This is a genomic window from Citrobacter sp. Cpo074, assembly GCF_030332745.1.
Taxonomy (GTDB): domain Bacteria; phylum Pseudomonadota; class Gammaproteobacteria; order Enterobacterales; family Enterobacteriaceae; genus Citrobacter; species Citrobacter portucalensis.
Genome location: NZ_JAOWHG010000038.1, coordinates 23,352 through 36,592, shown reverse-complemented (window position 1 = coordinate 36,592; position 13,241 = coordinate 23,352). Strand labels below are relative to the sequence as shown.

Sequence of the window (13,241 nt, the reverse complement as noted above, 5' to 3'; positions counted from 1 at the left end):
GCTGTAGTTATGGCGCTTTAACGCATTGCGTTAACGTCAGGGCACGATGTGATTTTGTTGCACCAGCTCATCGAGCGTGGTGTGTACGTTCTCCAGCGTTATGAGATTGGTTGAGTGATATGTGTTGCCCGTACCGTCGCGGTCGATGGCAATCACCGTGTTGTTACCGCTGGTGGTTACGGTGAGGTAGTTGCCGAGCGTAGCGTTCTGCCCGTTCCAGCCCACCAGCAGGTCGCCGATATCGATTTTGTCACCCTGGGCCAGTGAGAAGTTGGTCCAGGTGTCGGTAGCACCATTGCTAATGTTGCCGCCGGTAGCGTCGTTGGCGTTGAGCAGGTGATAAATCAGCGTATCGCCGTAGGCGCTGCCAGTCAGGCGATCGGCATCGACGGTACTCACCACTTGCGGATTCATATTGATGGTCAGCGTAGCGGTATCGGTATGGCCATTCTGGTCGTTAAGGGTGTAGGTAAATGTCTCTTTGGTGACGATGGTGGAGAGCGAGACATCGCTGTTGAGGGCATAGGTGTAATGACCATCAATGCCAATGGTCAGTTTGCCGTACAACCCGTTAATGATGGCGCTGGTCGTGCTACTCAGCGGATCAAGCGTGGCGGTACTGCCGCCCGTGCCGTTCACCGTCAGCAAGGTATGCACGCTGGCAATATGGTCTCCGTCATAAATATTGCCGGTGACGCTGTTCGCTATGGAAGTCTCGAAGTTTTGCAGGTCGATTATCGTACCTTTCACGCTGGGGGTGATGGTGATATTCCCCAGCCCCAGCCCCCCGACGCTTCCGGTATAGTCGAGGCGATAGTTGCCGGGGTGCAGTACGATCCCGCTCAAGGCTATATCGATATTGCCACCAACCAGCAATCCGCCATTGAAAGAGTTACCGGCAATCTTGATGTTGTTGCTGTCATACAGCGCCCAGGTGACGGTCAGCCCGCCCAGCGTCAGACCTGACGCGACGTTAAAATGCAGTATGGCGTTTTGCACCGCCGTTCCCGTAGCGATTTCAATGACGCCAGTACCACTTTTTGAGGTGGGTGAAAGGAGTTGGGCACTCCAGCTGGCGTTCCCGACGCTGTCGTCGGTAAACGACCGGGAAGTATCCGCCTGGGTACTAACCGCCATCGTGCTGCTGACGTCATTTACTGCATCCAGCGCCTGTGGGGTTGGTTTGATATTCAGCGATGCACTGCCGGTATCGCCGTTTGGCGCTTTGACCTTATACACGAAACTGTCCGGCGTATTGATACCGTCTGCGCCCAGTCCGCTTCTCAGCGTGTAGGTGTAGTTCCCTTTCGCATCAATAGTCAGCGTGCCGTACTGCCCGTTAATGGTGGTTGTACCCGTTCCGTTTACGGTGACACCGTTAACTTCGGTGATAACGGTATTGGCCGGAGCCGAGTCGTTGACCAGCAGGTTTCCATTGGTTGTCGCACTCAGGCTGTCGACGGCGTAGGTGTGATCGGCCTGGATATTCAGGGTATAGCTGGTCAGCAGCGTCAGACCGCCGGAGGCGTTAAGCAGGAACAGATAGTCACCGCCAGGCAGGGTGATGGTGTAATCCGTTGAGCTACCTCCTAGCAGCGCCGTGACCCAGTTGGGCTTCACGCGGAACTGCTCATACTGCTGAATGGACTCGTTGAAGCGATAAACATAGAGATCAAAACCGCCAACCGTGACGCCGAGAACGCTGGCCTTGACGGTCAGCGTGCGGGTTGCGCCATCATCCACATTAAATTTGATCGGATTGGTTAAACCGTTAACCAGACTGACATCCAGCACATTGCCCAGTCCGACGTTGGCGAGGGTGAAGCCGGTTTGCTGTGATGTGCCATGATCAACCGCGATGACCTGCGTCCCGTAAGTCAGCGCAGCCACATCGTCTGCCGCGGTTACCGTACTGGTGGTGGGCGCCTGACCGAGCGTTACCACCAGTTTTGCCGAGGAGTGATCGCTGCCATGCGTCAGCGTGTAGGTGAAACTTTCGGAACGGCCATACACCGAGATTGACGTATTGGTCAGGGTATAGGTGTAACTACCGTTCTGATTGATATGCAGGATGCCGTATTTCCCCTGCACATCAATGCCGCCCACCGGGATGTTCACGACGTTGCCGTTACCGTCGGTGATGGCGGTGACCAGCGTGCCGGAAGGTGCATTATCCTGCCCGTTGGCGGGATCGGTATCGGTGATGATATTGCCAGACTCGGTAGTACCGCCGGTGATGGTTCCTGCGCTGGCTTTTACCACTGAGACATCAAGGCTGGTGTATGCCCCGGTCGCCAGCAGGTTGGTGTTGTAGCTGACCACGCGGTAATCACCGCCAGTCAGTCCGCTGTAATTGAGCGTTACGCCTGAGGCGCCCAGAGTGAGGAGGCTGGCAAAGTCTGGTTTTCCGGTATCCACCACCGTCACCCAGGCATTCAGCGCGGTGTCAAAGCGCTGGATGACGACTTCAAGTGTGTTTAACAGCGACAGCACCACGCCGGTCGCTGCGGCATTGATTGTAATGGATCCGCTGCCGCCAGAAGCGATGCTGAAATTCACGCTTGCCGTATCGTTCCCCAGCACGTTGGCGACATTTCCCAGCGCATTGACCAACAGGAAACCATAATCGCTTTGATGCTCGGTGCTGACGGTGACATCGGTTTGTAGTGGCAGGCTGGTGACATTGTCTTCAGCCAGCAGCGGCAATACTGGTGCGAGAGCGTTTGTCGGCGATGAGGTATTTCCCGCCGCATCGGTCGCCGTGGCGGACAGCGACTGCCCTTCAATCTGGCGAACCGGCAGGTTGACGCTGTAGACACCGCTGCTGTTGGCGATTGCCGTCACGCTGGTGCCGCCGGGCAGAGAAATGGTGACTGTGCTTCCCGCTTCGGCGACGCCGCTGACGGTACCGCCATCGGCGCTGATCAGGATCGTTGGCGCGGTCGGTGGCGTGGTGTCCACGATCACGCTGAACGAACCGGACAACCCACTTGCGCCGTTGGCGTTGGTTGCCGTGGCGGTAAACGCATGGTTACCTTCGCTGAGTGCACCGGATGGGGTAAAGCTCCAGATCCCGTTACCGTCTGCGGTCGTGAAGCCCATTAGCACGCCGTTGTTGTACAGATTGATGACGGCGTTAGCTTGCGCCGTTCCGCTGAGCGTTGGCAGGGTGTCATTGGTGGTTTTACCGGGAGCGACGGGTCCCATGATAGTGCCGACGTCATCGAGCACGCTGGCAATAACAGGCGCAGGTGGTACGCCGGTAAACGGTGCCAGCACGTTACCCGCCGTACCGATGTTGCCTGCGGCATCCTGTGCGCTGACCATCAGAGTTTGCCCACTGATTTGCGGTGGGTTCAGAGTGAAGGTGAAATTACCGGAGGCGTTGGCGGTTGCCGTGCCGAGCACCGTTCCGCCGCTGGAGGTAATAATGACCGTGCTGTTTGGCTCGGCAACGCCGGTGAGCGCGGTGCCGTTGGCGTTTACCGCCAGCCCGGTTGGGATACCTGGGGCAACGGTATCGACCACGATCGCTGCCGCAGACGATATACCACTGGTATTACCCGCGCTGTCCGTTGCGGTGATGGTAAACGAGTGGGTACCTTGTGCCAGCGCGGTAGTCGGGGTGTAGCTCCAGTTGCCGCTGCCATCCGCCGTTACGCTGGTGACAAAGCTGCCGTTATCATAAATATCAACTCGCGCGTTGGCTTCCGTGCTGCCGTTTAACGTTGGGCGCGCGTCGTTGGTCGGCTGATTGCTGCCAATCGGCCCGGTATTTGGCCCAATATCATCAATAATGCTGCTGATTGAAGGCTGCGTCGGTGCCGTGGTGTCAACTACCACGCTAAAGCCTGCCGTCGCGCCGCTGGTGTTGCCCGCCGCATCAGTGGCGGTGACAGTGAAGGTGTGCGATCCATTCGCCAGCGGTGTGGTTGGGGTAAACGACCAACTGTTATTGCTTTGTACCAGCGCGGTACCCAACAGGGTGCTTCCGTCATAGATGCTGACGGTACTGCCTGCCTCGGCGGTGCCGTTCAGCGTCGGGCGCGCATCGTTGGTCAGCTGTCCGTTGCTGAGCGCTGCATTGAATACGCCGCCTGCGATATCATCCACCACAGAGACCAGCAGCGGGACGGATGGTGCAATGGTGTCGACATTAATCGTAAACCCACCTGAGACAGGACTCACGTTCCCTGCGGCGTCGGTGGCGATGGCGGTAAACACATGCTGACCGTTGCCAAGTGTGGTGGTCAGATATTCCCAGGTGCCGTCTATCGTCGCAGTCACCGTTGCCAGCAGCGCGCCATTATCGTAGATAGCTACCCGGGCACCGGCTTCCGCTGAACCGCTGAGTACGGGACGGGTGTCGTTGGTAGAGGCTCCGTTCGATAGCGTTCCGGTTCCCGGCTGCACGTCATCAAACGCCTGGATAATCGTTGGCGCAAGCGGGGCGACGGTATCAACAACGATGTTAAATCCTGCAGATGTCGGGCTGATGTTTCCGGCCGCGTCGGTGGCTGTTACCGTCAGCGCGTGGTTACCATTGCCAAGTTGGGTTCCCGGTGTGAAGGTCCAGGCGCCCGTACCATCCGCTGTGGTAAAGCCGATAAACGATCCGTTATCGTAAATTCTCACCGTGGAATTGGCTTCAGCCGTACCGCTAAGCGTCGGGAGTGGATCGTTCGTGGCCTGACCGTTGTTCAGATTACCGATCAGCGGGCCGACATCATCCGCAACCTGAGTAATCACTGGTGCTGTCGGTGCCATAGTATCGACGGTGTAGGTAAAGCCACCAGAAGGCAGACTGGTATTGCCTGCGCTATCTGTAGCCGTGACGGTCAGAGTATGCTGGCCGTTACCCAATGCCGCGGAGGGTGTAAAACTCCAGCTTCCGCCTGCGCCGACGATGGTGGTGCCAATCGGCTGACCATCGCTCAGCACGGTAATGGTCGCGCCAATTTCACCGGTACCGCTGAGCGCCGGGCGACTTTCGTTGCTGATTTGCCCGTTGGAGATAGGCCCGGTTGTCGGCGCAGTATTGTCCTGCACCGAACTGATGACCGGTATTGACGGGGCAATAGAGTCCAGCTCAATAGTAAACGATGATGATACTCCGCCTGTGTTTCCCGCCTGATCTGTGGCAACGACGGTGAAATTATGTTGCCCCTGTCCCAGCGGAGCATCCGGAGTGAAGCTCCAGTTACCTGACTCGTCCACCTGAGTTGTACCTATTTCAGCGCCGTTATCACGGATCGTGATGATGGCGCCAATCTCGCCTTTGCCGTTCAGGGTAGGCTGCGCATCGTTTGTAAGCTGTCCGTTGGTCAGCGCGGTATTGCCGGGCTGATTGTCAATTACTGAGGTAATGCTCGGTGCAACTGGCGCCAGCGTGTCGACGACGACCACAAATGGTGGCGTTGTCGGGCTAATGTTACCCGCGTTATCTGTAACGCTGGCAGTCAGCGAGTGGCTTCCTTCTCCGAGAGCAGGGGCAGGCGTAAAGCTCCAGTTGCCATTTTCGTCGCTGGTGGTTGTGCCGATTACCGTGCCATTATCGCGGATGGTAACAACCGAATCCGCCTCGGTAACGCCAGCAAGCGTTGGGGTATTATCATTGGTCAACTGCCCTGAGGTCAGGGGCTGGATCGTACCAAGGTTGTCCGTGACCGTCACAATAGATGGCGCATTCGGTACCAGGGTATCGACAATGATCCGGAAATCACTGGATGGATCTCCCAGGTTGCCAGCGGCGTCCGACGCGCGGGCGGTAAAGAGATGATCGCCTTCTCCCAGCGGTGCTGTCGGGGTAAAGCTCCAGAATCCGTTACTGTTTACGGTCGTTGTGGCATAAGCGACACCGTTATCGTAGAGGGTAATGGTTGCCCCGGGTTCGCCAGTTCCGTTGAGCGTCGGACGTGAATCATTTGTAATTTGCCCTTTATCCAACGATCCAGTGCCGGGGGCAACATCGTCGATAATGCTGGTGATCGTTGGCGCTTGCGGTGCCGTCGTGTCGATGGTGATAGCGTAGTTGGGGGACTGACCGCTGGGTATGCCACCGACGGTTTGCGACACAGTGAAGTTATAGGTTGCACCGTTAGTTAGTGGGGCGGGTAACTGATAACTCCATGCGCCAGAAACAACGTCGGCTATTACCGATGGAACTTGCAAAACACCATTTACATAAATATTAACAGTCGCTCCTGCAGTGGCAGTCCCTTGCAGCAGTGGTAAGGTGTCATTGGTGGTTTTACCGTTGCCAATCACCCCCATGATGGGCGCGATGTCATCAACGATCTCAAGCGTTGGTGGATGAGGAACGCTGGAGGTAGCAGCGCTAAACGTTGTCGGGTCGCTTTGATTTCCGGCGGGATCCTGAGCGATGGCGTTGAGCGCCTGACCGGTTGTTTGCGCTGGCGAAATTGTGACAGCGAAGTTACCTGAATCGTCAGCGATCCCTTGGCCGAGGATCGAAGTACCGCTGCGAATGATGACGGTACTGCCTGGATCGGCAGAGCCGCTAACCAGCGTACCGTTCGGGTCTACGCTGGTAACCGTAGGCGTTGCAGGCGGCAGGGTATCGACAATCAACGTCAGCGGGTTATCTGCTGCCAGTGAGTTACCTGCGTCATCCACGGCGCCGAAAGTCAGTTTGTGAGTGATATTGGGCGTGAGGGGGACATCCACACTCCAACTGCCGTTAGCAGCAACGGTAGCTGTCGCAATGGCGATGGGATTGTTACCATCGAAAATCAAAACCGTACTGCCCGGTGTGCCGGTACCGCTAATGGTTGGCGTTGTATCGTCCGTGACGCTGCCGCTGGTTAGCGAACCGGTAAAGACGCCAACGTTATCCTGGATATCCGTGACCTGCGGCAACGTTAACTTCGTGTTGTTAACCGTAAACGAAATGCTGTTTGAATTGTCGCTGACGTTACCTGCGGGGTCTGTTGCGGTAGCGCTTAATGTGTAGCTCCCGTTTGCCAGCGCAGTCCCGGGGGTAATACTCCAGGTACCGCCTGCCACCGTTGCAGTACCGATCACCGTACCGCCGTTATACAGAGTGATGATGTCTCCATTGACACCTGTACCACGAATGGTTGGCGTGGTGTCATCGGTCACGGCGTTGGGTGCAAGGTCACCCATGATATCGCCGACGTTATCATTGGCGGCGATAATCACCGGCGGCGCAGACGGCGTCGTGTCGATGTTCAGTGTTATAGCTGTTGATGGCTGGCTGACGTTGCCTGCAGGATCGGTTGCGGTGAGGGTTACCTGGTAAGTACCTGGAGTAACCGGTGCTGGCGGAGTAAAGCTCCAGGTTCCGTCTGCACCTACTGTTGTCGTTCCCTGCAAAGGGGGAGTGCCGTTCAGATAAACGGTAATCAAATCTCCGACGTTCCCCGTGCCGCTAAAGGTTGGCGTGGTATCGTTGGTGTTGCCGTTAGTGACCACACCCGTTACTGGAGCCACATCGTCGGTAATGATTGGCGCGGCTGGTTGTGCGGGAGGTGTGTTGTCTACCGTCAAGGTAAAGCTGGCCGATGGGATCCCCGTGTTGCCTGCAACGTCAGTCGCTGTAGCGGTGAACTTATGCGGCCCGTCGGCGAGTGAGGTTGGGGTAAATGTCCAGGTGCCGTCTGGCTGTACGGTGACGGTACCAATGGAACCGCCATTATCATAAATCGTAATCTTCGCGCCGGGCTCGCCGGTTCCGGAGAGTTCGGGATTCAAGCTCTTGGTACTGCTGCCGTTACTCAGCGTTTGTAGATTTGTGCCAATCAGACCTTCTGCGGAGCTGATAACCGGGGCTGCTGGTGGGGTGGTATCAATCGTTAGCGTAAAGGTCCCGGCATTGCTGGCGTTGCCTGCAACGTCCGTGGCAATAGCGGATAAATTGTGTGTGCCTTCACTGAGCGGTTGGTCGAGTTGAATACTCCAGGTGCCTCCGGGCAAAACAGTCGTGCTTCCAATTGGCGTAGCTCCATCATAAAGAGTGATCTTAGAACCGTCTGTTCCGGTTCCTTTCAGCTCTGGCAAGGTATCGTTTGAACGGCTTCCGGTAGGCAGATCGATCGGTGCATTCCCAACGTCGTCGGTAGCAGCCAAAATGACAGGAGCGCCTGGCGGTTGGGTATCTACGGTAACGCTGACCACTGTGGGTGAGGTGATGACATTACCGGCGGCATCAGTTGCCGATACCGTAAACTGATGGGTGCGATCGCTGAGCACCTGATTCCCCGGAACGGTATAACTCCAGGTACCCGAGCTGTCGACAAGAATAACCGTCAATAACTGAATGCCATCGTACAGGTTTACCAGTGAACCTGGCTCACCGGTACCCGAGATGGTTGGCGTATTGTCGTTGGTGACCCAACCGTTATTTGCAACGCTGCCCGTAATGCTGCCAACGTCATCGTTAACCAACGTTATCACTGGAACAGTTGGCGCAATTGTATCGACAATTATTTTCCAGCTTGCCGCGCTGCTGGTGTTATTCGCGGCGTCTGTGGAGGTCACCGTGAAGATGTGAGCGCCCTCGCTTAGCGCCGAGACTGGCGTATAGTTCCAGTTACCGTTGATATCAGCGACAACGGTCGTCAGCAGGGTGCCGTTATCGTAAATTTTGACCTGAGAACCTGCTTCGGCGGTGCCTTCCAGCTTAGGTTTGCTATCGTTGGTGACATCGCCGTTATTGAGAGGGCCCTGGTACATGGGCTGGTCATCCGTCACGGCGGTGATGATGGGTGTTCCGGGGGCGGTAATATCCGGAGCCACCGCGGAAGTTGGCTGACTCTCGTTATTGCTACTGTCCGTTGCGGTAACTTTTACCGTTTCGCCGTTCATTTTCGACGGCGTAATCGACACCGTGAAGTTGCCGCCGCTGTCGGCCTGGCCTGTGCCGATCTGAATACCATTGCTGTCTTTTACAGTGACGGTGCTTCCCGCTTCAGCATGTCCGCTTACAGAACCACCGTCCCCGGCGACGGTGACGCCGGTTGGCGCGTCAGGCGCCGTGGTATCCGGGGCGGTAATCGCGCTGTTGCCGCTGGTATTGCCAGCAGCATCCGTCGCGTTGGCGACAAGATGTTCTCCGTTGGTCTGCGGCGGAACCAGCGTGGCGGTGAATTCTCCGTTCGAGCCGGCGGTTACTGTTCCAATTATCGCGCCACCAGGATCCAGAATATGTACCGTACTGTTGGGTTCCGCCATGCCGGTAACCTGATCGCCTGTAGGATTAATCACCAGATTAGCTGGCGGCAGCGGGGCCGTGATGTCTGGCGCGAGCGCGGTTTCCGGTAGGCTTGGGTTCCCGGCAGGATCGGTGGCGATAGCGGTAATGGTTTCACCATTGGTCTGAGGCGGGTTAATGGTGATGGTAAATGAGCCATCCGTTCCGGCGACGCCGCTGCCGATCTGAAGACCGTTATTATTATTGATGGTCACGGTACTTCCTGGTTCGGCTGTACCGGTGACGACAGAGCCGTCGGCAGATACGTTCAGATCGTCCGGAGCTGACGGTGGCTGAGTATCGATAGTGATATTGAATGCCGCTGACGTTCCTCCCGTGCCCAGGTGGTTGGTTGCTGTGGTGGTGAAGGAGTATGAGTCGTCCTGCAAGTTGGTGTTGGAGGTCCAGGTCCAGTTGCCGCTGGAATCGGCAAGCACGCTTACAACAAGCGCGCCGTTGTTATAAATGTTAACCGTGCTGTTGGCGTCTGCGGTACCCGAGATCGTAGGCGTTGGGTCGTTGGTGGCCTGATTATTGTTCAATGGCCCAGTTGAGGGGGTAACATCATCCACAATGCTGATGATAACAGGCACGCCCGGGTAGCCAGAGTTGGTGGCATTGAAGGACGTGTCTGGCCCGACGTTGCCTGCCTGGTCCTGAATCTTCGCGATCAGCGCTTCACCGTGCGTCTGTGAAGGTGAAATCGCGATGACGAAATTGCCGGTTTGATCAACGGTAGTTGACCCCAAAACCTGATTATTACTACCGATGATAATGACCTGGCTTCCTACCTCAGCACTACCGGTTACCTCGGTGCCTTGCAAGTTTACGGAGGAAATGACCGCGCCTTCAGGCGGGGTAGTATCGACGGTGAATGTCGGTACACTCGTTTCCGCGCTCACGTTACCCGCATCGTCAGTTTGCGTCAGCGTCAGATTATGAACACCGTCGCTAAGCGGCGTGTCAGGTGTAAACGTCCAGTTACCATTGTCATCCACCTGAACCATGCCAATCAGAATGCCATTATCAGAAATGCTGATGTAAGAGCCCGCTTCACCAGTGCCTGTGAGGGTTGGCGTGGCATCGTCGGTTACACCGTTATTACCTATCAAGCCTTTAATGGAGCCTGAATCGTCAGTTACTTCTGTGACCACAGGGGCGTCGGGGGCAAGCGTATCGACAATAATCACCCAACTGTCCGACATGTCGCTGCTGCCCGTACCGTCTGATGCACTGACGGTAAACTTGTGGGTACCGTCTGCGAGTGGAGAGGATGGCGTAAACGACCAGTTGCCGTTGGCATCGATAGTGACCTGGCCTATTTCGACGCCGTTATCAAAAATATGCAATGTGGCATTTGCGGGACCGGTGCCCTGGAGAGTAGGCGTATTATCGTTGGTGGATTCCTGCTGATTAACAGGGCCAGTAATCAGCTCCTGGTTATCGATTACGCTGGTGATAACGGGTACGTCAGGCATGTTAGGGGTTGTTGTTGGCGGTGAACCACCATCCCCATTACCACCGTTGCCATTACCGTTGCCATTTCCGCCATTTCCGCCATTTCCGTTGCCGGCGTTATTATCACTCCCGCCGCCACCACCGCCGCCACCTCCACCACCCGCCGCGAGGCCAATTCCGCCTGCGACCGCGATCCCACCAAGAACCCACGGCCAGACGGCGCCGCCTTCATGGCTTCCCTCGGCAGTCATTAGCGGAGTGAGATCGTCCAGATGCTGGAAATGGAATGCCCCATCAGTATCCTGAACCCACCACAGCGCGCCATTACTGTCTTCCAGAACAAGCTGGTTTTGTGCATCACCTTTTCCGACATAGAAGTTCTTAATGGTGATGGTTTCACCTGAGCGGAGAGTGACAACCAGATCCTGATTCACGCGAGTCAGTTGACTTACCTCCTCACGTGACACCGACAGTTTCACGATAGAAGGCGAACTGAGCGTAACTTCAGAGGATTCAACATTTGTGGAAACGCCAGTTAATTTTGATACAACGGCGAGTAGACGCATATGTTCACTCCTGATGGCATGTCGGGAGTATTAATCCGCAACAGCGCGCTGGGAAAATGAGCAGACAGGGGCCCCGTTCACCATAAAGATGAATTTACACATGTAATTACATTGATTAGGTCATGCAGAGGTTCATTTACTTATCAAATACGTTCGGGCCCTGTTAGCTGAATAGTTCTTTCGTATTAGATGATATAGTCAGAAAGAATGTATTCTGCAACTTATCCATATTAAAAATATATTTGGCTAATTGAAAAGTATACTTTCCGGTGTGTATTTAATGATTTATTTTTAGTTAACTTATTGTATTTAAAGGTTTTGTATTTTAATTGAAATGAGAGGTGATATAATAAACAACAGTAATAATAGTGTTATTGAATAAGTTTGAATATAGGTGACATGGTCTTGAAGTTTTATTTTATTAGACTATGGGGCGCTACGGTAATGCCAGGGGAGTTTATTTCATACCTGAACGATTCAGCACAAATAAACCATAAACCTGATGAATGTATTGAGTGGGTTTCAATAACTAAAAAATAAGAACCAGTCTCAGGATGAGAGACTGGTCACAGGAGAATAGCGTTTAGCGACCAGCATTTTTCATAATACGCGCTTTATCTAACTGCCATTCGCGTTCTTTCACATCGGAGCGCTTGTCGTGCTGTTTCTTACCTTTCGCGACGCCAATTTTCACTTTGCACCAGGCATTTTTCCAGTACAGTGAAAGCGCAACAACGGTATAACCGTCACGATTCATTCGACCATACAGGGAGTCGAGCTCACGTTGGTTTAACAACAGCTTACGGGTACGGGTGGGATCACATACCACATGCGTTGAGGCAACAGCCATTGGCGTGAAGTTGGCGCCAAACAGGAACGCTTCGCCGTCTTTAAGGATGACGTAGCTGTCGCCGATGTTAGCTTTACCCGCCCGCAGGGATTTGACTTCCCAACCTTGCAGAGCGAGTCCTGCTTCGAACTCTTCTTCAATAAAGTATTCGTGTCGTGCGCGCTTGTTAAGCGCGATTGTGGCTGAGCCAGGTTTGTGTGCTTTTTTCTTCGTCATAATGCCGCTCAGTATAGGTAATCTGGAATCGAAAAACACCCCATTTCATCCAGCGGGGCGCAAGGCGCTATCTTAGCACGAGTTAGGCTATAGCGTTTTTTTTAGCGGGGGATAAATGGTATTATTTGTGTGATTGATATTGATGGAAATTGTTATGCCTCAGATTAGCCGGACCGCTTTAGTACCTTACAGTGCGGAACAGATGTATCAGCTAGTGAATGATGTTAAATCCTATCCCCAGTTTTTACCGGGATGCACCGGTAGCCGTGTGCTGGAGTCGACTCCGGGACAGATGACCGCGGCGGTGGATGTCTCGAAAGCAGGGATTAGCAAAACGTTCACCACGCGCAATCAATTGACCAGTAACCAGAGCATCCTGATGCATCTGGTCGACGGACCGTTCAAGAAACTCATTGGCGGATGGAAGTTTACGCCACTGAGTCATGAAGCGTGCCGCATTGAATTTCATCTCGATTTTGAGTTTACCAATAAGTTAATCGAGCTGGCATTTGGTCGTATCTTTAAAGAGCTGGCTTCGAACATGGTGCAGGCCTTCACGGTCCGCGCGAAAGAGGTTTACAGTGTCAGCGTCAGCTAAGATTGTCGTTGAAGTGGCGTATGCGCTACCCGAGAAACAGTATCTACAGCGTGTGACGCTGCAACAGGGCGCTACGGTGGAAGAGGCTATCCGCGCTTCCGGGCTGCTGGAATTACGTACCGATATCGATCTCAGCAAAAATAAAGTGGGCATTTACAGCCGTCCGGTAAAGCTTGCTGATGTTCTCCAGGACGGTGATAGGGTGGAAATTTACCGGCCACTGATTGCCGATCCGAAAGAGCTGCGCAGACAGCGAGCAGAGAAATCTGCTAAAAAATAGCAGACAATAAAAAAGGTGCTCATTGAGCACCTTTTTTTGAT

General features: G+C 54.5%; 4 protein-coding genes. 2 read left to right on the top strand and 2 right to left on the bottom strand.

The window, feature by feature from the left end:
• Positions 1-36: 36 nt before the first annotated feature.
• Both OGX83_RS21980 and smpB read right to left on the bottom strand, forming a co-directional pair.
• A complete protein-coding gene (locus tag OGX83_RS21980) occupies positions 37-11,256 on the bottom strand; it encodes a BapA/Bap/LapF family large adhesin (protein WP_286589174.1) in 11,220 nt (3,739 codons plus the stop codon).
• A gap of 583 nt (positions 11,257-11,839) precedes the next feature.
• Positions 11,840-12,322 carry an SsrA-binding protein SmpB gene (smpB, locus tag OGX83_RS21975; protein WP_003031211.1) on the bottom strand — a complete coding sequence of 161 codons (483 nt, stop codon included), beginning with the start codon at positions 12,320-12,322 and terminating at the stop codon, positions 11,840-11,842.
• Positions 12,323-12,476: 154 nt separating this feature from the next.
• On the opposite strand from smpB, the gene ratA reads away from it, so the two are divergent.
• Both ratA and OGX83_RS21965 read left to right on the top strand, forming a co-directional pair.
• A complete protein-coding gene (ratA, locus tag OGX83_RS21970) occupies positions 12,477-12,920 on the top strand; it encodes a type II toxin-antitoxin system toxin RatA (RefSeq protein WP_003826396.1) in 444 nt (147 codons plus the stop codon).
• Positions 12,904-13,200 carry an RnfH family protein gene (locus tag OGX83_RS21965; RefSeq protein WP_008785525.1) on the top strand — a complete coding sequence of 99 codons (297 nt, stop codon included), beginning with the start codon at positions 12,904-12,906 and terminating at the stop codon, positions 13,198-13,200. Before ratA ends, OGX83_RS21965 begins: the two co-directional genes overlap by 17 nt.
• Positions 13,201-13,241 lie beyond the last annotated feature (41 nt).